The sequence below is a fragment of the Halocynthiibacter styelae genome, assembly GCF_016123485.1.
In the GTDB taxonomy this organism is placed as follows: Bacteria; Pseudomonadota; Alphaproteobacteria; order Rhodobacterales; family Rhodobacteraceae; genus Halocynthiibacter; species Halocynthiibacter styelae.
This window is the reverse complement of record NZ_JADCKQ010000010.1, coordinates 45901-69055: the sequence shown is the minus strand read 5'-3', so window position 1 is coordinate 69055 and position 23155 is coordinate 45901. Positions and strand designations below refer to the sequence as shown.

Genomic DNA, 23155 nt, shown 5'->3' with positions numbered 1-23155 from the left:
GGTTGTTTCCCCAAAAAGCAGTTGACCCCCCCGCCCTGAAACGGCCTTAATTGCGGATGATCTGAAGATCTGCTCAATCAGAACGCTGTTCGCGATTATGACGTACAGCCTGAATAATAAACCGGGAGAGACCTATGACCCTGATGCGGACATTCCTTGGCGCAGCTGCCACCGTCGCAATTTCCACTGCGGCCGCTGTAGCTGACCCCGCCGTGATTTTTGACCTTGGCGGCAAATTTGACAAATCCTTCAACGAAGCTGCGTTCAACGGCGCGACACGTTGGGCAGAAGAAACCGGCGGCTCCTTCCTTGAAGTTGAGATCCAGTCCGAAGCACAGCGCGAACAGGCCCTGCGTCGTTTCGCTGAACGTGGTGCAAACCCGATTGTTGTGACCGGCTTTGGCTATGCCTCAGCGCTGGATACAGTTTCTAAAGAATTCCCTGACACCAAATTCGCAATCATCGATGTGAACTGGCTTGAAGGTGACAACATCCGTCAGATCGCATTTGCAGAACATGAAGGGTCTTACCTGGTTGGTATGCTTGCGGCGATGGCGTCTGAATCCAACACCGTTGGCTTTATTGGCGGCATGGATATCCCGCTGATTTCCCGGTTTGCCTGTGGCTATGCCCAGGGTGTAAAAGCTGCAAACCCAGACGCAACCGTTGTTCAGAACATGACAGGCACCACACCTGCGGCGTGGAATGACCCGGTAAAAGGCGGCGAGTTGACCCGCACCCAGATTTCCCAGGGCGCTGACGTGATCTTCGCCGCTGCAGGCGGCACCGGTCTTGGTGTTCTGCAGACTGCTGCGGACGAAGGCGTGCTTTCCATTGGTGTGGACAGCAACCAGAACCACCTGCACCCGGGTTCCGTTCTGACATCCATGCTGAAGCGCGTTGATAACGCTGTTTATGACGTCTTCTCTGCTGGTGAAGATCTGGAAACAGGTGTGACCCTTGCGATGGGCCTGGAAAATAACGGTGTTGGCTTCTCTCTTGATGAATTCAACGAAAGCCTTCTGACCGAAGAAATGCGTGCGGCTGTTGCAGAAGCCAGCGCCAAAATCATCGCAGGCGAAGTCGTGGTTCACGACTATATGTCTGACGAATCCTGCCCGGTTAACTAAGGTTAACACATGCAGAGTTCTGTAAATGAGGAGCGGCAGGCAACTGCCGCTCCAGCCACATCCGCCAGCCTGCCACCAGCGATTGAACTGAAGGGTATTTCCAAAGCCTTCGGCCCGGTGCAGGCGAACAAAGACATCACCATTTCCGTTGCCAAAGGCGCGATCCACGGCATTGTGGGCGAAAACGGCGCTGGGAAATCCACGCTGATGTCGATCCTGTATGGTTTCTATAAAGCCGACGAAGGGGAGATCCGCATCGACGGCAAACTCACCCCTATTCCGGACAGCCAGGCCGCGATCCGCGCGGGAATTGGCATGGTGCACCAGCACTTTAAACTGGTAGAAAATTTCACGGTGCTGGAAAACGTCGTTCTGGGCGCCGAGGACGGGCAACGCCTGACGCCGTCGCTGTCCAAAGCGCGCAAATCCCTGACACAGCTGGCAAAAGAATACGAATTGGATGTTGATCCGGATGCATTGATCCACGACCTGTCTGTAGGACATCAGCAACGCGTTGAGATCCTGAAAGCGCTGTACCGCAAAGCCGAAATCCTGATCCTGGATGAACCGACCGGCGTGTTGACCCCGGCCGAGGCCGATCACCTGTTCCGTATCCTGCGTAACCTGAAAAACGAAGGCAAAACCATCCTGCTGATCACCCATAAACTGCGTGAGATCATGGATGTGACGGATTCTGTTTCCGTGATGCGCCGGGGTGAGATGAAGGGTACGATCCCGACCTCATCCACATCACCAGAAGACCTGGCAGAACGTATGGTTGGCCGGAAAGTGCTGTTGCAGGTGGATAAAACTGCGGCCCAGCCGAAAGAAAACATCCTGGACATCCAGAACCTTGAAGTCATCGACAGCGCTGGTGTGCGTCGCCTGAAGGGAATTGATCTGAACATCCGCGCCGGTGAAATCCTGGGTATTGCGGGCGTTTCCGGTAATGGCCAATCTGAACTAATGGAAGTTCTGGGCGGCTATCGCAAGGGCACGGGTTCTGTGAAACTGAATGGTCAGGAACTTGATCTGACCGGCAAACATTCCGATGGACAAAGCCGCCGTCACCGTGGCATTGCCCATGTGCCGGAAGATCGCCATCGCGAAGGTCTGATCCTGGAGTTTGCGGCCTGGGAAAACACTGCGTTCGGCTATCATAACGAACCGGAATACAACGGCAAAATCCTGATGGATAACGCTACGATCCGCAAAACCTGTGCCGAGCATATGGAACAGTTCGACGTGCGTCCGCCGAATCCGGCCCTGCACGCGCGCAACTTTTCCGGCGGCAATCAGCAAAAGATCGTTCTGGCACGCGAAATTTCCCGCAACCCGGATCTTTTGCTGATCGGGCAACCGACCCGTGGCGTTGACGTGGGCGCGATTGAATTCATCCATCAGCAGATTATTGAACTGCGTGATCAGGGCAAAGCGATCCTGTTGGTTTCTGTCGAACTGGAAGAAATTCTGTCCCTGTCCGACCGTATTGCTGTGATGTTTGACGGCCAGATCATGGGCGAACGTCACCCTGAAACAACCAACGAAAAAGAGCTGGGCCTTCTGATGGCCGGTATGAACACCGCGACCAGTGGGGGGACAGCGTAATGCAGAAACTGCCAAAATGGGCGGATATTGTCCTTATTCCGCTGATCAATCTGTTGCTGGCCTTCCTGGTATCAGGCCTTGTGATCCTGGCGATTGGTAAAGACCCAATTGTCGCGATTCAAACCATGATCGACGGCGCCTTCGGCAGCACAACCGGCCTTGGGTATACGCTGTATTATGCTACGAACTTTATGTTCACAGGGCTTGCGGTTTCTGTTGCTTTCCAGGCGCGGATTTTCAACATTGGTGGCGAAGGCCAGGCCCTGTTGGGCGGTCTTGGCGTGGCGCTGGTTTGTCTTTCGATTGACTGGCCGCATTGGTTGGTCGCCCTGCCTGCTGCCGCTATTGGCGGCGCTGTATTCGGCGCGGCCTGGGCCTTTATTCCCGCGTATCTGCAGGCGAAACGTGGCAGCCATATCGTGATCACCACGATCATGTTTAACTTTATCGCGGCGTCCCTGATTGGCTTCCTGCTGGCGGATCTTCTGAAAGTGCCGGGCAGTATGGATCCGGCAACTGCGAACTTCCCGCCCGGCGCACATCTGCCAACCTTTAATGACATCTTCGCACTCTTCGGGCTTGATGTATTCAAGCACGCGCCGGTGAACGTCAGTTTCTTTGTCGCCCTGTTCTGTGCGTTTGGGTTCTGGGTTCTGATCTGGCACACGCGCCTGGGTTTTGCCATGCGGGCCTTTGGCCAAAGTGAACGTGGCGCGCAATACGCCGGTATTTCCCCCTTGAAAATCACCGTGATTGCCATGCTGATTTCCGGCGCACTTGCCGGGATGATGGCGATTAACAACGTGATGGGTGAAAGCGAACGCCTGATCCTGAACGCGACAGAAGGTGCGGGCTTTATCGGCATCGCCGTGGCGCTGATGGGGCGCAGCCATCCGATTGGTGTGATCCTGGCCTCCATCCTGTTCGGCTTTCTCTATCAGGGTGGTGCAGAGCTGTCGCTGTGGGAAGGTATCCCACGGGAACTGGTCACCGTGATCCAGGGTCTGGTGATCCTGTTCACCGGTGCGCTTGACGGCATGGTCCGTCGCCCGCTGGAAAATCTTTTCCTGATCCTGCGTAAACCAACCAAGAACGGAGCCGTCTGATGGAAGTTTTTGATACAATCATCCAGATTTCCGACAGCGCAGTGCGCCTTGCGATCCCTCTGTTGCTGGCCTGCCTTGCGGGTCTCTTTTCAGAACGCGGCGGGATCTTTGACATTGGGCTTGAAGGCAAAATGCTGGCGGCGGCGTTTCTGTCCGCCGGTGTTGCCGCTGCAACAGGCAATGTCTGGCTGGGCCTCTTTGCTGGTATCGCAGTTTCTGTGGTTCTGGCGTTGATCCACGGTGTGGCATCCATCACCTTCCGGGGCGATCAGCTGATTTCCGGTGTAGCGATCAACTTCCTTGCCGCTGGCCTGACCGTTGTGATCGGCCAGGCCTGGTTTGGCCTGGGCGGGCGCACGCCTGCGCTGCCAGGGGATGGCCGTTTCTCCAACCTGGAATGGCCGGTTGCAGACGCGTTGAAAGATGTGCCTGTGCTTGGCCCTGTCTATTCAGAACTGATTTCAGGCCATACTTTCCTGGTCTATGTGGCGCTGCTGATTGTGCCTTTATCCTGGTATGTGCTGTTCCGCACCCGTTTTGGCCTGCGCCTGCGGGCGGTGGGTGAAAATCCGGGTGCAGTGGATACCGCTGGCATTTCCGTGGTAAAGCTACGCTATTCCGCGGTCATCATCTGTGGTGTGCTTTGTGGTCTGGCGGGGGCTTATCTGTCCACTGGCTTGGCGGCGGGTTTTGTGAAAGACATGTCTGCAGGCCGGGGCTTTATTGCACTGGCGGCGCTGATTTTCGCAAAATGGCGACCGGTGCAGGCCCTGATGGCTTGTTTGCTGTTTGGTCTGCTGGAAGCGATTGCGAACCGCTATCAGTCGATTGAAATCGGTGCGTTAGAGATCCCTGTGCAGTTTATGCAAGCCTTGCCCTACATCCTGACTGTGGTGATTCTGGCTGGCTTCATCGGCAAGGCGATTCCGCCAAAAGCCGGCGGCGAGCCCTACGTGAAAGAGCGCTGATCGCACGCATCACGTGTGAAAAGCGGCCACAAGGCAACCTGATAAGACCAGGCCCCATAAAATGATAAGACCAGGGGGGAATTTCCCCCCTGTTTTTATGTGAACTGCCCGCCATAACCGTTGAGTTCAGAATATATTCCGGGCTATGGGTGGACATGCAGATTTATCTACCGATCGCCGAAGTCTCCGTTAACGCTTTCCTGCTCCTTGGTCTGGGCGGGCTTGTTGGCATTTTGTCCGGCATGTTTGGTGTGGGCGGCGGATTTCTGATGACCCCGCTTCTTTTCTTCATCGGCATCCCGCCCGCAGTTGCTGTTGCAACTGAGGCGAACCAGATCGTGGCTTCTTCCTTTTCGGGGGTGCTGGCGCATCTGAAGCGAAAGACCGTTGATCTCAGGATGGGAACGGTCTTACTGATCGGCGGCCTCATAGGGGCCGCACTGGGCGTGCAACTGTTCAATATGCTGAAAAGCGCAGGCCAGGTCGATCTGCTGGTCAAGCTTTGCTACGTTGTCTTCCTTGGCATTATCGGTGGACTGATGTTCTTTGAGAGCCTCAAGGCCATTCGTCGTTCCAAAGTGCCGGGCGCTTTGCCAACCCGCAAGAAACACAATTGGATTCACAATCTGCCAGTCAAGATGAAGTTCCGCACGTCCGGTCTTTATATCTCTGTTTTCCCGCCGCTGATTGTTGGCGTCTTTGTCGGTATTCTGGCCGCAATCATGGGGGTCGGTGGTGGCTTCATCCTGGTGCCCGCTATGATTTATCTGCTTGGAATGCCAACCAAAGTTGTCATCGGCACATCACTGTTCCAGATCATCTTTGTGACCGCTTTTACCACGCTCTTGCACGCCACCACGAACTATACCGTGGATATGGCGCTTGCGGTGCTTCTGCTGGTTGGGGGTGTTGTTGGTGCACAGATAGGGACACGCATCGGTGCAAAGCTGAAAGCCGAACAATTGCGCATTCTGCTGGCGATGATGGTGCTTGCCGTATGTGGCAAGCTGGCGCTTGATCTGCTGCTGCAACCGTCAGAACTGTATTCCCTTGGCGCGGCAGGAGGCCACTGATGTTTCTGCGTTTCCTACTGCTTTGCCTGATCTTTGCTCTGCCTGCGCGCGCTGAAGAGGTCGTCGCTGGCCTGTCCCAGAACCGTGTGTCGATTACCGCAAATTTTGATGGCTCTGAGATTCTGATTTTCGGTGCGGTCAAGCGCGAGGCACCTCTGCCCGAAGGCCCGCTTGACGTGATTGTCGCGGTCACCGGCCCGTCCCAACCCGTGACCGTGCGCCGCAAAGATCGCCGCTATGGCATCTGGGTGAATGTGGACAGTGTGATCATTGATCAGGCACCAAGCTTTTATGCCGTGTCCAGTACCGGCCCTCTGAGCGAAATTCTCTCAGATGTATCTGATCTGGAACACCGGATTTCGGTTGAACGTGCGGTGCAAAGCGTTGGCACGGCGTTCGCCACGGACAATCCTCAGGATTTCTCTGACGCGATCATTCGGATCCGGACTGACAAAGATCTGTATCAACTGATTGAAGGCGGTGTAGAACTGTCCCAGGACACGCTGTTTTCCACATCCATTGATCTGCCGGCAAACCTGATCGAGGGCGACTATACAGCACGGATTTACCTGGCACGCGAGGGCGAAGTTGTCGCGTCCTATGACACTGTGATTGACGTGAGCAAAGTGGGCCTGGAACGCTGGATCTATAACCTGGCCCATGAACGCCCGCTGATCTACGGCCTGCTGTCGCTGTTCATTGCGATTGCAGCTGGCTGGGGCGCCTCTGCCGTGTTCCGCCTGATCAAATCATAATATTTCCCACCCCAATGGGTGGGTTTATTCGGCGTCTTCTGATGTCAGCGTCAGGGTGGCCGGGGCTGGTTTCAGGTCATCAGTGATCAGATCATGGCTGGGCCGCGCAAGCCGGTTGCGCACTACCCAATACAGGCGTTCCTGCGCCCGGGTGATCGCCACATAAGCCAGACGTTTCCACAGAGGCTGCCCCGCTTCGACTCGGCCCATACGCGCCGCTACAAACAGATCCGGTGCAAACACCTGCACGTTTTCCCATTGCGACCCCTGCGCCTTATGAATGGTCACCGCCGCCCCGTGCAGGAAGGCCGCGCCCATACGGGCGGCGTAGGGAATGAAGGGTTCTTCTTCATCCGGGATTTCGATTTTTACGATAGATGCGGCTGACACCTGCGGATCTTCCGCCCCCATCACATGCAGGCGCGAAAAACCTGGTTTGCGACCAGGGCCAAGGTAAACCACCTGCGCCCCTTTGATCAGGCCGCGGGCTTCAAGGTCGATCCGCTTTTTGCGATGCTTTGCAGGCAACTCAATCCCGTCGCAGATCAGGGGTTCACCAGGCAACAATTCATCCGGCGGTGCCATATGGGCCGCACGGAACGCCTGGATCAGTTTCACACGCGTCGCGTTGCGCCAGACGAGAACCGGGCTGCGCGCCATCAGGTCGCTTTCCACCCGCTGGGCCAGAACCACGCGATCGTCTTTTTGCGCTGCCTCCGAAATCATTGCTTCAAAGTCCTGAAAGCTAAGCTGTGGATCAGCCAGCGCATGGGCAAGATCCAGGATCGGGCTGTCATCCGCCTGTCGGTGTACCCGTGACAATTCCATCTTATGTTTTGCCGGCAGATGATCAAAGACCATCGAACCGGACTGACCAACTGGCGCAAGCTGGGCCGGATCACCAAACAACACAAGCGTTGGGAAGATCTCTTTCAGGTCCTCAAACTGGCGTTCATCCAGCATCGAACTTTCGTCAATAAACCCGATATCAAGCGGGTCATCACGGCGTTTCCAGCCGGTGATAAAATCAGACCCGCGCAGCCCGGCCACGGCCAACGCCCCTGGGATAGATTTGTTGGTTTGGTAGAACTCCCAGGCCCGATCCAGGGCTGCATCCGTCAGGCCTTCGATCTCGGGCTTCTCGCCTTCACCTGCCAGCCAGTCAGCAATCTTTTCATACTCGGGATCATAAACCGGCGTGTAGAGAATACGGTGAATGGTCGTCGCCGGAACCCCACGATTGCGCAGCACGCTGGCGGCTTTGTTCGTGGGCGCAAGAATGGCCAGCGTGCGTTGATCTTTCTTTTTCTTACCCTCATAATCACCAGAAACGATTTTCACGCCAGCCTCTTCCAGAGCCCTATAGAACTCTGCCAGCAGCAGAGTTTTACCGGACCCGGCCTTACCCATAATCGCCATAACCTGGCTTTTGCCGTCATGAGGCGGCATCAGCAGGGAATCTGACAGATTCACCCCCGCAGATGTCAGCAGATCGGTCAGGCTGTCCCAGGCTTCAGCCTGGTCATCGGAAAGTGTAAAATTCGCGGGCGTGTTCATAGGGGGAACCTACAGGCGCCCCCTGGAAACTACCAGCCCGCATGTGCTGTCAGGCGGATTTACAGGCATTGAATGCGCGGTCATACCAATGCCGTGACACGTCACGACCAATCCCCGTGCGTTGCAACAGCCCTGTGCGAATTACCGGGGTAAATTCCCAAAGCCCGACACTGATCGCATCACGCCCCTGCCCCGTGCTTCCCATAACTGTCGGCCCCCAGCCCAGACGGCGATAGACACGCACCATCCGGTGATCAAACACGCCAACCGCATGGGTCAGATGATGGCCAAGCCCCAGTTCCAACCCACCCAGCATCAGGGCACCGGACACTTTCGCAGCAGCCCCCGGGGCCAGGCAAAAGCGTGTGCATTCCCAGATCAGGGGGCTTTCGATGTTTTGCCCGTCGCTGAGGTCGCTGAAATGATCATTGACCATCGTGCGCCCCAACGTCGGCAGGAAACGCATGGAACCACCATGACTGCCATCGGGTTGCTGCCAGATTACATACAGCGGGTTCATCAGATCATATTCGTCGCGTTCCTCCCCCGCCCGGTTCACATGCACATCCCAGCCAAGCCGCCCTTTGAACTGTGCAGCGCGATCGCGAAACATCGTGTCGCGCAGCTTGGGATAAGTGGAAAGCGCATCGGCATAAAGATATCTGAGCAAGGGGGCCTCCGTGATTGCGTAACTGGCAATCATCAGAGACAGAGCCTTCAAAGATGTGGTGAAGCCCCGGTCCGGGGCGTTAATCTGTCGTTAGGATCAGACGACAAGCAGACCTTTCACAAGGGCACGGGCGACGGCATGGGTGGTATTCAGGGCACCAAGTTTGAAACGCGCCCCTTCGATATAGACCCTCAGGGTATGTTCAGAAATATTCAGCCGCTCAGCAGCCCTGGCGCGACTGTAACCAAGGGCAAGCATGGTCAGGGCATCGGTTTCGCGAGGGGACAGGGGCTGCCCCGGCACGACATCCGTGCCGCGTTCCAGTTCCAGCGCCTTCTGGTTCACATAATGGGCCACCAACAGAAGTTCCTGCACAGAATGGCGGCTGAACTTCCGCCAGGCCGGATCATCACAGCGGTGATTCACAGTGAACAGCGCAAATTGGCCGCTGGGGCCGCGAATGGGGACAGACAATCCCTGATTGCCGACACCGGCCGTCCGGGCTTCTTCCAGAAATTCGCGGGATGATTTTGTGGACCAGTCCAGCTGTTTCCAGTCCACAGGATTGAATCGCTGATAGCACCCCTGCACCACCGGATCGATACGTTCAAACCGATCTGCTGTGTATTTTTCGACCCAGGTCGGATCATATGTCAGGGCAGCATATTGCTGCCCTGTACTGTTCACCGAATGGTAAATCAGATGTTCTACTTCGTAGAGATCACGCAGACTGATTATAACAGCCTGAAGTTCTTCAAGCGTCTGGGCCTGATGGATGGTATCGATTAGTCCTTCCAGACGTCGTGATGTTCCCGAAGGTCTGATCCCGCTCTCCTCCGCCCTGATTGGCCAGCTCAGACGCTGCAACCAGGGTTGTGTCATCCAGATGTTCAGACAGCGCCTGCATACCATTTTGCTGAGCAAAGGTTTTCAGATCAGTCAGAACATCCAGTATCCAGTCATTCTTCATAACAGACTCTCTTTTCCAGTCGTTAATAAAACCTTAACACAACCTTAGCACGAGTAAAATTTTTGGCAAACTCACAGATTTCAACTCCCCGAAAACAGTGAGGGGACTGTTTATAAAGCTTTCTTAAGGCAAAATATTTTTTCCCGTTCTGAAGGCCCAAACGGGAAACGGCGCCCCAGAGGACGCCGTTCAGACCATCAGAAAGACGGATTTACTTATTTGATTCGAGCACATCTTCCAAAGTACGCAGCCCTGTGCGTGGCGCTTGCACCAGCACGGACATATTCCCTGGCTTATGTTCATTGCGATACATCTTGGTGTGCGCTGCCGGAATTTCAGCCCATGGGAAAACCTCGGACATATATGGCGCGATGCGACGTTCAATCATCAGTTTGTTCGCTGCAGCAGCCTGCTTGAGGTGCGCAAAGTGGCTGCCTTGCAGGCGCTTCTGATGCATCCAGGTGTAGCGCACGTCAAAGGTACAGTTGAAACCGGTGGTGCCTGCGCAGATCACAACCATGCCGCCTTTTTTACAGACGAGATTGGACACGGGGAACGTTGCCTCACCCGGGTGTTCAAAAACGATGTCTACGTTGTTGCCTTTGCCGGTGATGTCCCAGATCGCCTTGCCGAAACGGCGGGCTTCTTTGAACCAAGCGTCATATTCCGGTGTGTTCACAGTTGGAAGCTGCCCCCAGCAATCAAACTCTTTCCGATTGATCACGCCCTTCGCACCAAGCCCCATGACAAAGTCACGCTTGTCTTCGCCGGAAATCACGCCAATCGCGTTTGCACCCGCCGCATTCGCCAACTGGATCGCATAGGAGCCCAGACCACCAGACGCGCCCCAGACCAGAACATTCTGACCCGGCTTCAGTTCATGCGGGTGGTGACCAAAAAGCATCCGGTATGCGGTTGCAAGGGTCAGCGTGTAGCAGGCGCTTTCTTCCCAGGTCAGATGCTTTGGGCGGGGCAGAAGCTGTTGCGCCTGAACGCGGGTGAATTGTGCGAAAGATCCGTCCGGGGTTTCATAGCCCCAGATCCGCTGGCTTGGGGAATACATCGGATCACCGCCGTTACATTCCTCATCATCGCCGTCATCCTGGTTACAGTGGATGACAACTTCGTCGCCAACTTTCCAGCTTTTCACCTTATCGCCCACGGCCCAGACGATACCGGAGGCATCGGATCCGGCAACGTGGTAATCCTGCTTGTGTACGTCAAACATGCTGACCGGCACGCCAAGACCAGCCCAGATGCCGTTGTAGTTTACGCCGGCAGCCATAACCATGACCAGAACTTCGTGGCTATCAAGTGTTGGTGTATCTACCACTTCGGTTTGCATCGCCTGCTCAGGTTCGCCCTGGCGGTCACGGCGAATGGCCCAGGCATACATCTGCTTTGGCACATGGCCCATCGGGGGCATTTCACCCACTTCATACAGATCTTTCTTCGGGGCGTCATAAGACAGAATGTTATCAGGGGTATCGAGCGCCATAACGGACCTCCTCAGCCAGCAAATTTGCCGCAACGCAGAATCAACGCTCTGCACCAGCGGTTTCCTATGGAATAGGAGGCGCAAAGCAACTTTGCAACCCAATTAAGATCAAATTGGTAATTTTATGTCGCGATGAATTTCTGCAATGCGGCAAGACGCCAGAAACCTCAATGAACAAGATGCTTTATTGAATTTGCGTAGAATGACAGTTCATCCTGATGATCCGGGGCGATCGTGATGGCGTTGTTATTGACGGCAACCATTTTACGCAGCTTCAACATGCGCAGACCGACTTCGGCGGCGTAATCGACGGAGTTGCGGGGCAGATGGACGTGGCCTTCGTCATGGGCGATCTGATCAATCAGGGCAGAAACCCGCGTGGTGAGTTCATCTTCAGATATCGCACCCTCTGCCTGCAAAAGCACGGTTGCGACCAGAGGGACCGGCAGGACAGGCAACACATCCCGGATACGATCCATCAAGGCGTTGCCTACGGCTTCTGGCCCTTTTCCACCGGAATTCATGAATTCTGTCAATGACATAGGCTGGCCAAAACTGACCGCAGCATAGCCAAAGCGATGAAAGCGTCCGGTAAATATGAAACGGATCTGGCGGAAGATGAAGCCGAAGATGCCACTGACCTTAAAGCCAAATTTGCGATTGCCCTGTTTGTTGGCTTCGATCAGAACCCGGTCTTCCAGCACGCGATCATAGTTCAGCGCAATGGGAACGAAGACAACATCACGGCTTTCACCTGGCTCGAAGTCATTGACAATATAGGACAAAAGCCCAAGTTTTGGCGCTTGCACAGAACCATCCAGCGACAATCCACCTTCCGGAAACACAGCCTGCGTCACGCCACCTTCGGTCGCCATCTGCACATAGCGCGCCAGCACACGACGGTAGAGTTTGTTGCGGCTTTTGCGACGGATAAAATAAGCGCCCATGGATCGGATCAACATGCGCAATGGCCAGATCCGCGCCCATTCACCCACGGCATAAGACAGGGCAGAGCGTTCCGCCGCAAGCCATGTGACAAGCACATAATCCATGTTTGAGCGATGGTTCATCACAAAGATAACCGTTGCGTCCGGGTCGATGTCTTTGATGGCGGTTTCATCGTAATGCCCTAATCTAACACGATAAATCCGATTTGAAAGCCAACGGGCCAGGCGCGTTCCGAACCCAAAATAAGCCGTTGCAGAAAAGGAGGGCACAATTTCACGGGCATAGCGACGCGCGCTTTCAAAGGCGACATTTTCCGGCACGCCTTCTTCGCGGGCATGATCCACAATCGCCTGGGTCACTTTCGGATCATAGATCAGCCGCTGGATCATATCGTGGCGTTCCGCCAGCTTGAAAGGTTCAATCGGACGATCAAGCCGTTGATTTACTTTTGCGACGACACGTTCCATGCGCCGCCGGAAAAACCAGCGGACAGATGGAAAGAGAAAGTGACTGGCAAAGGTCACCGCTGCGAACAGCAGGATGAGGATCAGGGCCCAGAGGGGCAGTTCAACTGTACGAAACATACAGTAACATAGCGTGAGAATACGGCCAGGAAAAGCCATTCTGCGCCCGCATTGTCTGCCTTTTACGACATGAAACGCGCAATAAAATTTCGCGCCCCAAAGAGAAGTTTAAAGTCTTTAAAGGTGCAAAACGGTGAAGTTTAAAAACTTATATGCCTGATCACATGATTGTTTCAGGTCATTTTCATGCGTGATGCCGCAATGCAGCGAATTGACAGGGTTTGAAAATTTCCTATAGATAGCACGTGACGAAATAATATTGCCGGATACGATTCCGGCCAGGATGTGAGGCCAGGATGTCCCAGACCCCTTCGCAAGTGCAGAAATCCACCACCGAAAAATCCCGCCCGTGGCTGTTCCGGACCTATGCCGGTCATTCCACGGCTGCGGCTTCAAATGCGCTGTATCGCGACAACCTGTCCAAGGGTCAGACCGGCCTTTCTGTGGCTTTCGATCTGCCGACGCAAACCGGTTATGACAGCGACCATGTGCTGTCGCGCGGTGAAGTCGGCAAGGTAGGCGTGCCCGTTGGCCATCTTGGTGACATGCGGGCTTTGTTTGACCAGATCCCGCTGGAACAAATGAACACATCCATGACGATCAATGCGACCGCCCCCTGGTTGCTGGCGCTATATATTGCGGCCGCCGAGGAACAGGGTGCGGATGTATCGAAGCTGCAAGGCACCGTGCAGAATGATCTGATCAAGGAATATCTGTCCCGCGGCACTTATATTACCGCACCCGAACCCAGCCTGCGGATGATCACCGATGTTGCGGCCTATACGCGGGAACATCTGCCCAAATGGAACCCGATGAATGTTTGTTCCTACCACTTGCAGGAAGCAGGCGCGACACCGGAAGAAGAGCTTTCTTTTGCGCTGGCCACTGCGATTGCTGTCCTGGATGATCTGAAAGAGAAAGTCCCTGCGGAAGCTTTCCCGGCGATGGTTGGCCGGATTTCGTTCTTTGTGAACGCAGGCATCCGTTTTGTCACCGAGATGTGCAAAATGCGCGCCTTTGTTGAGCTTTGGGATGAGATCACGTTTGACCGTTACGGCGTGGAAGACCCGAAATTCCGTCGTTTCCGTTACGGGGTGCAGGTGAACAGCCTGGGCCTGACCGAACAGCAGCCGGAAAACAACGTGTACCGTATTCTGATTGAGATGCTTGCGGTGACCTTGTCGAAGAATGCCCGCGCCCGTGCGGTGCAGCTGCCGGCCTGGAACGAAGCCCTGGGCCTGCCCCGCCCATGGGATCAACAGTGGTCTTTGCGGATGCAGCAAATCCTGGCCTATGAAACCGATCTGCTGGAGTATGAAGATCTGTTTGACGAAAACCCGGCGGTGACCCGCAAGGTTGAGGCCCTGAAAGAAGGCACGCGGGCAGAGCTTGCACAGATTGAATCCCTGGGCGGTGCTGTGGGGGCGATTGACTATATGAAGTCGCGCCTGGTGGAAAGCAACGCCGAACGTATTGGCCGGATTGAAGCCGGCGAAACCACCGTTGTCGGCGTGAACCGCTGGGTTGAGGGCGCCGAGAGCCCGCTGACGGCTGGTGAAGGTGCGATTATGGTTGTGGATGCAACGGCAGAGCGCGATCAGATTTCCCGGCTTGTGGCATGGCGCGCGGAACGCGACGATTCAGCTGTGAGCAAAGCCCTTGCAGATCTGCGGCAAGCGGCCTTGCAGGGCACAAACATCATGGTGCCATCCATCGCGGCCGCGAAAGCAGGTGTTACCACGGGCGAATGGGGCGAAATGTTGCGCGAAGCCTTCGGGCAATACCGTGGCCCGACCGGTGTCAGCCGGCACCCGTCCAACCGCACGGAAGGCCTGGATGAATTGCGGGCTGAGGTCGACCGGATCAGTGACAAACTGGGCCGCCGCGTGAAACTTGTCATGGCGAAACCGGGGCTGGATGGCCATTCCAATGGTGCAGAACAAATTGCCGCCCGCGCGCGGGATTGTGGAATCGATATTACCTATGATGGTATCAGAATGACGCCTGCAGAAATCATTCAAAGCGCCGAAAATGAAAATGCGGATGTAATCGGTGTTTCAATACTGTCCGGTTCTCACGTTCCTCTGGTAGAAGAATTAATGAAATTGCGTTCAGAGAGTAAGGTGAAACATATCCCTGTGGTTGTTGGTGGTATCATTCCGGATGCAGATTTTGAGAAACTGATAAACTGTAATGTTTCAAAGATTTACACACCAAAAGATTTCGAACTTAATCGGATCATCGGGGACCTTATTCAGCTGGTGGAAGTCAACGTATAATAATACGCACAAGAAATTGAGGCCGCCAGTCTCAGGAATGAACGTATATTCATTTGAAATCTCCCGTCACTTATGCCCTATTGTGGCTACGATGATGGGAGTTCCAAATGAATATTAACTTATCCACCCTTAGTCGTAACGAGTTAAGTGTTTTAAAAAATGATGTTGAAAAGGCCCTGGCAGAAGCCGAAGCCCGCGACCGTCAGGCAGCTTTGGACGCAGCAAAAGCGGCGGTTTCTGAATTCGGCTTTTCGCTGGACGAAATTTCTGGAAACGGCGCAAGGCGCGGTAAATCAGGGCGCATGTATGGCTCTGTTTCCCCACCTCGCTATGCCAATCCGGAAGATAGTGAAATGACCTGGACCGGCAAAGGCAGGAAACCAAACTGGTTTACCGCAGCGCTGAGCCGGGGTATCAGTCCTTCCGACATGGAGATCTGAGGAAGGTACTGATATGACCATTCACATTGGCGCAGAAAAAGGCGAAATTGCTGAAACTGTTCTTATGCCCGGCGATCCTTATCGCGCAAAATGGGCGGCAGAAAATTTTCTGGAAATGCCGCGTCTGGTGAATGAAACCCGGGGTATGCTGGGTTACACCGGAACCTGGAAGGGTCATCCGGTTACGATTCAAGGCTCTGGCATGGGGATGCCGAGCCTGTCGATCTATGCCAACGAACTGATCCGCGATTTCGGGGCAAAAACCCTGATCCGTATCGGGTCCTGTGGCGGTATGCAGGATCAGGTTGCGATCCGTGATGTGATTATCGCGATGACAGCCACAAGCCTGTCCACCCCTTCCAGCGGCATCTTTAAAGAAATCAACTTTGCCCCCTGCGCGGACTGGAGCCTGCTGAAGTCTGCCGTTGCTGCGGCGGAAGCAAAGGGCACGCCAACCCATGTGGGCGGCATTTATTCATCCGACGTGTTTTACGATGAACGTCCGGATCTGAACGAACAGATGATGCGTCATGGTATTCTGGGTGTCGAAATGGAAGCGGCTGAACTTTACAACCTGGCAGCCCGCCACAATGTACGCGCGCTTGCGGTTCTGACCGTTTCTGACCACCTGAAAACCGGCGAAGCCCTGCCATCTGATCAGCGCGAAAAAAGCTTTGGCGATATGGTTGAAATCGCCCTGGAAGCAGCATTTTCCGAATAAAACATGCTCTGAATGTCAGTTCACAGGCCGGATGGCGGCCTGTGAAAATTGTCAGGCCGTGCGATAACGATCTACAAAGCGACGCAGGATTTCTTCCGGCACGGTGACATCCGACGCGCGACACATGGCGATCAGGCGGTCTGCATCTTCCGGTGGGAAATAGCCTTTGTGTTTGTAGATATTGATACGGTTTTCAAAGCCAGCAGCATCCGCTTCGGGGTGGAATTGCGTCGCGTAGACATTCTGACCATAACGGATCATCTGATAGCGGCAGGTCGGTGACGTGACCAGATGCACGGCCCCTTCCGGCAAGTCCTGCAAGGCTTCTTTATGGCCGACAAAAGCCTGCCAGCTGCCTGTCAGCCCCTCAGTCAGCGGGTCATCTGCCACAGCTTCGCAATCCGCAGTGCCCGCGACTTCGCCCCATCGTTCCTTGCTGATTTCCGCGCCCAGGCTGTGCCCGAGAATACCAATGCCATAGCAGCAGCCCATAAAGGGAATATCATCGCGGATGATGTCAGGCATCAGAGCAAGGCATGCCTGTTCAATCTTGGCATCCATTTCGCTTTTGGTCGCCGGGTCGTCAGAAATGCAGCCAGGCCCACCACCGACAATCACGCCGGAATAATCCGCCAGATCCAGCCCCTGAGGCACATCAGCCTGATCCAGGCGAATACGGTGCACTTCATCCGGTTGTAGCTTGCCAAACTTCAGAAAGGCCTGAAATTCATCATCTGCGGCCTCTGTTTCAGGGCGCAATTGCAGGATCAGAAAGGGTTTCATGAGGCGCACTCCGTTTTTTGTCTTTCTGCCTTTGTGATCCGAAAATTGCAACGACACAAAAAAGGCGCGCCCCAAAGGGCACGCCTGACAGAACACGGGAGGTGTTCGGGGGAGATTATTCAGCCGCTTCGAGCACGGGATGGGCCGTTGACGTAATTTCAACGCGGCGCGGTTTCAGGGCCTCTGGCACTTCGCGGGCCAGTTCAATGTGCAGCATGCCGTTTTCATGGCTGGCCCCAAGCACGCGCACGTGATCGGCCAGGTGGAAGCGGCGTTCAAAGGCGCGGTTGGCGATGCCACGGTGCAGCCAGGTGCGTTCGTCGTCTTCCTGCGATTTGCGGGCAGAGACGATCAGGGCGTTTTCACGGACTTCGACGGACAGTTCATCTTCCGCGAACCCGGCCACGGCCAGGGAAATCCGGTAAGCGTCATCGTCGGTCTTTTCGATATTGTAAGGCGGGTAAGACGGCTGAGCGGCGTCTTTGCTGACCACCCGATCCATCATGTCAGCGATCTGGTCGAAGCCAACAGAGGCACGGTACAGCGGGGAAAGATCAAAAGCTCTCATAGGGTTACCCTTTCATAGCGATAACATTGGCGGCCCTCCGAATGGACGGACCATGGTGAAACCGGACCCGATGTGGCGCCCGGTTGTTATCGACATATGATGGATTTTCCGGGTTTCAAGACCCGTTTATCACAGTTCAGGGGCGCAGAAATCTTGCCCCGCCACTGTCGGGCTGATCCGGGGTGATCTGAATCAGGCGACGTGTGCCACGCGACGTGGAAGGCGGCAGAGCTTCGATCTCGGCCATCAGAAGTTCCACGCGGCCATCAAGCACAGTGGTAATCGCGACCTTCTGATTTTCCAGCTCTCCCAGCGCGGAAACAACAGAAACCACTGTCGCGACCCCATCTTCGATCTGCAGAACCGGCGCACCGGAAGACCCCGAATCAACCGTACAAGTCAGGATCAGGGCCAGGCCTTCGCGGGCTGTCACATGGCAGCGGTCCTGCAAAGCAGGGCTTTCGGCGCGATTTTTGGCATAGGATATGATCCCGACATCCTCACCAGGACCGGGGCTTTGCCCAAGCGCGAAGGGCGAGATTGTGAAACTTTGGATCGGACTGTTCAGTTGCAAAAGCGCAATGTCATGTTCGATCTGCAACCGATCCGCTGCACCAGGGCTATATTCCGGCAACAAAGCAATATGGCTGGCATGCCGGGTGGCGGAAGGCCGGCCCAGGCGCAGATCCGCCAGGAATTCAATGTCAGCCGGTTCAAAAGGCTGGCCGCTTTCCGGATCAAACAGGCAATGGGCGGCGGTCAGGACCAGATCATCGGCAATCAGCGACCCGGAACACATGATCCGGTTGTCGATATTCAGCCGCCCGATCCCACTAAGCCCACGCACGTCAAACCCGGTCTGCAGGGTGCGCAGTTCTGATGGTGTGGCCGAACTGTCCTGTGCGCTGACCGCGCCAGCGCAAAGAGAAAGGGCCAAAAGGACACCAGTGAAAAACCGCATACCTGCTCCTGCATTACCGCAGACGGGGCACCTCGGGCTGGGGCACACCGCCGGACTGCGTTGACAGAACAGATGGCGGCACAGGGCCACCGGTCGCCCAGTCAAGCAGCTCAACAGTATGCGCAACCGGCACCTTCGCACCAGAGCCGATTTGCATCATGCAGCCAATGTTACCGGCAGAGATCACCTGAGGCTGAATTTCCTCAAGAGTCTGCAACTTACGTGCCTTCAACTGCCCCGAAATTTCCGGCTGCATCAGGTTATAGGTGCCCGCAGACCCGCAACAAAGATGAGAATCACGCGGTTCTGCCACAGTGAAACCCGCGTTTTTCAGCAGGGTTTTCGGGAAGGTTTTGATCTTTTGCCCGTGTTGCAGGGAACAGGCCGCGTGATAGCCAACCTTCATACCCAATGCCGGGTGATCCACGTCCATTGCAGGCAGATCCAGTTTCATCAGGACTTCGGACACATCCATGGCAAGATCCGAAACCCGGGCCGCCTTATCAGCCATGTCACTGTTGCGGAACATATGACCGTAATCCTTAACCGTCGTGCCGCAGCCCGAGGTGTTGATCACGATCGCATCCAGCGGCGCTTTGCTGTCCTCATCCAGGAAGGCATTAATATTGCGGGCCGCCGCTTTGTGACTGTCATCTTCGCGCCCCATATGATGGGTCAGCGCGCCACAGCACCCCTGCCCGTCGGCAATCACAACTTCACAGCCCAGACGGCGCAGCAGGCGGATGGTCGCGTCATTGATGTCGGTATTCAGGGCCTTTTGTGCGCAGCCGGTCATCAGGGCGACGCGCATTTTACGCGCAGCTTGCGGGGCAAACACCTGCGGATCATCATTGCGGCTGACCGGTGGGATATGTTTCGGGGCCATTTCCAGCATCGCCTTCAAACGCGGATCGGGCATAAACTGCGCCAGAGGCCGGGCGATTTTCGCGCCCAGCAGTGCCAGACGAAAACGCCCGGGATAAGGCAGGATCATCGCCAGCACCCGGCGCAATATGCGTTCCATCAGGGGGCGTTTGTAGTTTTCCTCAACATAGGCGCGAGCATGGTCAATCAGATGCATGTAATGTACGCCGGACGGACAGGTGGACATGCAGGCCAGACAAGACAGGCAGCGATCAATATGCTGCACGGTTTTCGCGTCGGGCTTACGCTCATTCTCCAGCATATCCTTGATCAGATAGATCCGCCCGCGCGGGCTGTCCAACTCATCCCCCAGCACCTGATAGGTCGGGCATGTCGCGGTGCAAAACCCACAATGCACACAGGCGCGTAAGATTTCATTGGCGCGTTCCGTTGCCGGGTTTTCAAGCTGTTTTTCGGTGAAGAATGTCTGCATGATTTATCCCATCAGCCCCGCGTTCAGAATACCGCGCGGATCAAACTGCGCCCGCAGCCCGGATTGTATTCTGGCAAGGGCGGATGATTGTGGCTGGAAACGGGAAACCAGAGGCCATATGCTTTCAGGCGCTTTAATGAACTGCACATCACCACCTCCTCCTTCATTCACAGTCTCATCAGAGACAGCTTCCTGCATGCTCTGATGAAACCCGACTGCCCCATCCTGTGGCGTAACCCCGGAGACCTCAGCAGCAGCAAACATTGCCTGATCTGAAGTCATCCCGATCCAGCACTGCCCACCGCTGTAATCCAACATAGTTTCGAACTTAAATACCTGACTTGCAGCTGCCAAAAATCCGCTAAATATAGCGGTTGGCTTCATGTTCATCTTCCATACATATTCGCAGTGCTGCAGCGGCTTGATGTTGCAAACATCCTTCCAAAGGCCACAAGAAGCCTCAGCTTCGAGCAGCGCAACATCCGCAATTGCGCCTACAATCGTTTTCAACTTTCGGCATCTGTAATCGACTGAGTCCGTAAACCCCTCAATCCTCAGATATACCTTGCCATCCAACAAGGACGCCCCCGTAACTTCATAAGGACTGGCCAATGCAGTTGTCATTGCTGATAGCCCCTTAAGCCCACCCGCATTAATCGCAAGCGTTGCTTCAGTTTCCGGCTTTGGCAGAACCTTCAGAGATACCTCGGTCAGCACGCCAAGCGTACCGTGACTGCCCGCCATGAGCTTGACCAGATCATAGCCCGTGACATTTTTCATCACGCGGCCGCCGTTTTTCACGATCTCACCCCGACCATTGACAAACCGCACGCCCAGAAGATGATCTGCGCAATTGCCTAGGCCAATCCGCGCAGGGCCCGCACTGTTGGTTGCCACGATCCCGCCCAGGGTGGTTTCACCCGCACTGCCAAGCAGAGCATTCAGGCGGCGTGGTTCAAACGCCAGGCGCTGGCCTTCCTTTGCCAGCAGATTTTCCACTTCTGTCAGGGTCGTGCCTGCACCCGCCACCAATGTCAGCGCGCCGGGGTCATATAGCGTCACGCCCGACAGACCAGTGGCGTCCAACACGTCGCCATCACAGGACAGGTCACGTGTACCAGCCCCCTGGATACACAGGGGGCCATCAGCGGCCCGGATCATCTCAGCAAGTTCTGTTTCGCTTGTTGGCTTCATCTTTTCATCTTTCCAGAAATACTCCGGGGGAGTCAGCTTGCTGACGGGGGCAGAGCCCCCTTGCGACGGTTTTCAGTATGCGCCAGCGGAAAAACCTTCGCGCTGTTCAGAAGCCAGGCAGGATCAAACACATCCTTCACACGCAACTGCGCCTCAATATCAACGGGCGCATACTGATGATCCATCAGGTCACGTTTCTCAACGCCCACCCCATGTTCCCCGGTCAGGCATCCCCCGACTTCGACACATAATTTCAGGATATCTGCGCCGAACTCTTCGCACAGCTCCAGATCCCCGGGCTTATTCGCATCAAACAGGATCAGCGGGTGCATATTGCCATCACCCGCATGGAAAACATTGGCCACATCCAGACCGTAATCTTTGCTCATCTCACCGATACGGCGCAAAACGTAAGGCAGTTCTGACACAGGGATCGTGCCATCCAGACACATGTAATCATTGATCTGGCCCATAGCGCCGAATGCGGATTTGCGGCCCAGCCAGATCGCGGCACTTTCCTCGCTTGATGTGCTTTCACGGAACTCAGCCGGGTTGTGTTTCATCGCGATGTCTTTGATCAGGGAAAGCTGATGATTTATCTCATCCTCCGATCCTTCGACCTCAACAATCAGAAGGGCTTCCACATCGGGGTAGCCCGCCTTGGCAAAGGCTTCACAGGCGCGGATGCAGGGGCGGTCCATGAATTCGATCGCAACCGGCAGAATGCCCGCGCGGATAATATCTGACACACATTCCCCGGCGACTTCATTGCTGTCAAAGCCGATCATCACAGGTCGTGCGCCCTCAGGCGCATGCAGGATCCGCAGGGTGGCCTCGGTCACAATGCCAAGCTGTCCTTCCGATCCACAGATCAGGCCCAGCAGGTTCAGCCCGCCCCCGGCATCGGGGTATTCCCCGCCGATTTCCACAACCTCACCATCCATCATCACCATGGTGACGCCCAGCAGGTTATTGGTGGTCACGCCGTATTTCAGACAATGCGCCCCGCCGGAATTCATCGCGATATTGCCTGCAATTGCACAGGCAAGCTGGCTGGAAGGATCGGGGGCATAAAAGAACCCGTCTTCCTGCACCTGCCCTGTGACCGAAAGATTGGTCACGCCGGTTTGCACGCGGATGAAACGGTTGGTGTAGTCGGTTTCGAGAAATCGGTTCAGGCGGGCCACGCCAATGATCACAGAATCAGCGGTGGGCAACGCCCCACCGGCAAGCGAAGTACCAGCCCCACGCGGCACAACGGGCGCCTGTTCTTCATGGCAGATACGCAGCGCGGCAGAGACCTCTTCCGTGCTGCCGGGCAGGACCACACACATGGGCGGGCAGCGATAGGCCGTCAGCGCGTCACATTCATAGGCATGCAACTCGCGCGGATCAGAAATCACCGGGCAATTGGGAAGGGCGGAACGCAGGCGGGCGATAATGCGGTCTTTGCGCGCGAGAACCCTGGCGTCGGGCTGGGGCATCTGCATAGCTGTTCCTTCCGAAGTGGCGATTGGTAAAATAATATAACCAATTTAAAATCACATGCAAGTGATTGGTCAAATCATCTGCCCCAGGGCAGGTTTCATGCCTGAAGGAGACGCCATAATGCGCTATATTATACCCGCCCTTTTCGCCCTGTCCTTGCCCGCCTTCGCCGATGAGGCGCGTGTTGAACATGTTGAAATACAGAAGGGTTCGGACAACTTCCGCTTCAGCGTAACCCTGCGCCACGGGGATACCGGCTGGGAGGATTACGCCGATGGCTGGCGGATTGAAGATGCGGATGGCAATGTGCTGGGCACGCGGGTTCTGCATCACCCCCATGTGAATGAACAACCCTTCACACGCAGTCTTTCGGGCGTTCAGATCCCAAACCATTTGGCGGAGGTTTACATCCGGGCAAAAACCTTGACCGAAGGCTGGGGCACGGAAAGAATCGCCGTTTCACTGCCCGAATAAGGAAACGCCGGAAGGTTTCCCCC

The 23155-nt window shown here is 55.4% G+C and carries 21 protein-coding genes; 10 read left to right on the top strand and 11 right to left on the bottom strand.

What is annotated here, in order from left to right; all coding sequences use genetic code 11:
• Positions 1 to 134 precede the first annotated feature (134 nt).
• The 6 genes from H1D41_RS13265 to H1D41_RS13240 all read left to right on the top strand — a co-directional run bounded on the left by H1D41_RS13265 (position 135) and on the right by H1D41_RS13240 (position 6640).
• Positions 135 to 1130, top strand: a complete 996-nt coding sequence (locus tag H1D41_RS13265) for a BMP family lipoprotein (RefSeq protein ID WP_107498226.1) — start codon at positions 135 to 137, stop codon at positions 1128 to 1130.
• 9 nt (positions 1131 to 1139) lie between these two features.
• On the top strand, positions 1140 to 2738 hold the full coding sequence (locus H1D41_RS13260; protein ID WP_228849357.1) for an ABC transporter ATP-binding protein: 1599 nt from the start codon (positions 1140 to 1142) through the stop codon (positions 2736 to 2738).
• Entirely contained in the window at positions 2738 to 3844 is a 1107-nt protein-coding gene (locus H1D41_RS13255; protein WP_228849356.1) for an ABC transporter permease, read from the top strand. Before H1D41_RS13260 ends, H1D41_RS13255 begins: the two co-directional genes overlap by 1 nt.
• Positions 3844 to 4812, top strand: a complete 969-nt coding sequence (locus tag H1D41_RS13250) for an ABC transporter permease (RefSeq protein WP_228849355.1) — start codon at positions 3844 to 3846, stop codon at positions 4810 to 4812. The genes H1D41_RS13255 and H1D41_RS13250 overlap by 1 nt, the downstream gene beginning before the upstream one ends.
• Before the next feature lie 155 nt (positions 4813 to 4967).
• The gene (locus H1D41_RS13245; RefSeq protein ID WP_228849354.1) at positions 4968 to 5885 is read left to right on the top strand and encodes a sulfite exporter TauE/SafE family protein; all 918 of its coding nucleotides are present in this window, start codon (positions 4968 to 4970) and stop codon (positions 5883 to 5885) included.
• Positions 5885 to 6640: a TIGR02186 family protein gene (locus H1D41_RS13240; protein WP_228849353.1), complete on the top strand. Its 756-nt coding sequence runs from the start codon at positions 5885 to 5887 to the stop codon at positions 6638 to 6640. The genes H1D41_RS13245 and H1D41_RS13240 overlap by 1 nt, the downstream gene beginning before the upstream one ends.
• Before the next feature lie 24 nt (positions 6641 to 6664).
• Here the strand turns inward: H1D41_RS13240 and H1D41_RS13235 are convergent, their stop codons facing one another.
• The 5 genes from H1D41_RS13235 to H1D41_RS13215 form a co-directional block, all read right to left on the bottom strand.
• Complete coding sequence (locus H1D41_RS13235; protein WP_228849352.1) at positions 6665 to 8197, bottom strand: ATP-dependent DNA helicase; 1533 nt, start codon at positions 8195 to 8197, stop codon at positions 6665 to 6667.
• Positions 8198 to 8246: 49 nt separating this feature from the next.
• The gene (locus H1D41_RS13230) at positions 8247 to 8867 is read right to left on the bottom strand and encodes an acyl-homoserine-lactone synthase (protein WP_228849351.1); all 621 of its coding nucleotides are present in this window, start codon (positions 8865 to 8867) and stop codon (positions 8247 to 8249) included.
• Between the two features lie 96 nt (positions 8868 to 8963).
• Positions 8964 to 9749: a helix-turn-helix transcriptional regulator gene (locus H1D41_RS13225; RefSeq protein WP_228849350.1), complete on the bottom strand. Its 786-nt coding sequence runs from the start codon at positions 9747 to 9749 to the stop codon at positions 8964 to 8966.
• 299 nt (positions 9750 to 10048) lie between these two features.
• Positions 10049 to 11335: a crotonyl-CoA carboxylase/reductase gene (gene ccrA, locus H1D41_RS13220; protein ID WP_107498217.1), complete on the bottom strand. Its 1287-nt coding sequence runs from the start codon at positions 11333 to 11335 to the stop codon at positions 10049 to 10051.
• 167 nt (positions 11336 to 11502) lie between these two features.
• Positions 11503 to 12867, bottom strand: coding sequence for a 1-acyl-sn-glycerol-3-phosphate acyltransferase (locus H1D41_RS13215; RefSeq protein WP_228849349.1), 1365 nt, complete (start codon positions 12865 to 12867; stop codon positions 11503 to 11505).
• 296 nt (positions 12868 to 13163) lie between these two features.
• On the opposite strand from H1D41_RS13215, the gene H1D41_RS13210 reads away from it, so the two are divergent.
• The 3 genes from H1D41_RS13210 (at position 13164) to deoD (ending at position 16307) form a co-directional block, all read left to right on the top strand.
• Complete coding sequence (locus tag H1D41_RS13210; RefSeq protein WP_228849348.1) at positions 13164 to 15146, top strand: methylmalonyl-CoA mutase family protein; 1983 nt, start codon at positions 13164 to 13166, stop codon at positions 15144 to 15146.
• Positions 15147 to 15253: 107 nt separating this feature from the next.
• A complete protein-coding gene (locus tag H1D41_RS13205; RefSeq protein WP_228849347.1) occupies positions 15254 to 15586 on the top strand; it encodes an H-NS histone family protein in 333 nt (110 codons plus the stop codon).
• A gap of 13 nt (positions 15587 to 15599) precedes the next feature.
• On the top strand, positions 15600 to 16307 hold the full coding sequence (gene deoD / locus H1D41_RS13200; RefSeq protein WP_228849346.1) for a purine-nucleoside phosphorylase: 708 nt from the start codon (positions 15600 to 15602) through the stop codon (positions 16305 to 16307).
• Between the two features lie 51 nt (positions 16308 to 16358).
• Here deoD and H1D41_RS13195 read toward each other — a convergent pair whose 3' ends face one another.
• From H1D41_RS13195 to H1D41_RS13170, 6 genes are all read right to left on the bottom strand, one after another.
• Complete coding sequence (locus tag H1D41_RS13195) at positions 16359 to 17090, bottom strand: glutamine amidotransferase (protein WP_228849345.1); 732 nt, start codon at positions 17088 to 17090, stop codon at positions 16359 to 16361.
• 115 nt (positions 17091 to 17205) lie between these two features.
• Complete coding sequence (locus H1D41_RS13190) at positions 17206 to 17658, bottom strand: Hsp20 family protein (RefSeq protein WP_107498211.1); 453 nt, start codon at positions 17656 to 17658, stop codon at positions 17206 to 17208.
• A gap of 136 nt (positions 17659 to 17794) precedes the next feature.
• Entirely contained in the window at positions 17795 to 18619 is an 825-nt protein-coding gene (locus H1D41_RS13185; protein WP_228849344.1) for a trypsin-like serine peptidase, read from the bottom strand.
• A 13-nt stretch (positions 18620 to 18632) separates the two neighbouring features.
• Positions 18633 to 19976: a glycolate oxidase subunit GlcF gene (gene glcF / locus H1D41_RS13180; protein ID WP_228849343.1), complete on the bottom strand. Its 1344-nt coding sequence runs from the start codon at positions 19974 to 19976 to the stop codon at positions 18633 to 18635.
• 3 nt (positions 19977 to 19979) lie between these two features.
• Positions 19980 to 21170, bottom strand: a complete 1191-nt coding sequence (locus tag H1D41_RS13175) for an FAD-binding protein (RefSeq protein WP_228849342.1) — start codon at positions 21168 to 21170, stop codon at positions 19980 to 19982.
• A 32-nt stretch (positions 21171 to 21202) separates the two neighbouring features.
• The gene (locus H1D41_RS13170) at positions 21203 to 22660 is read right to left on the bottom strand and encodes an FAD-linked oxidase C-terminal domain-containing protein (protein ID WP_228849341.1); all 1458 of its coding nucleotides are present in this window, start codon (positions 22658 to 22660) and stop codon (positions 21203 to 21205) included.
• A gap of 118 nt (positions 22661 to 22778) precedes the next feature.
• Between H1D41_RS13170 and H1D41_RS13165 the strand changes: the two genes are divergently transcribed.
• Positions 22779 to 23132: a hypothetical protein gene (locus tag H1D41_RS13165; protein ID WP_228849340.1), complete on the top strand. Its 354-nt coding sequence runs from the start codon at positions 22779 to 22781 to the stop codon at positions 23130 to 23132.
• The last annotated feature ends 23 nt before the right edge of the window (positions 23133 to 23155 follow it).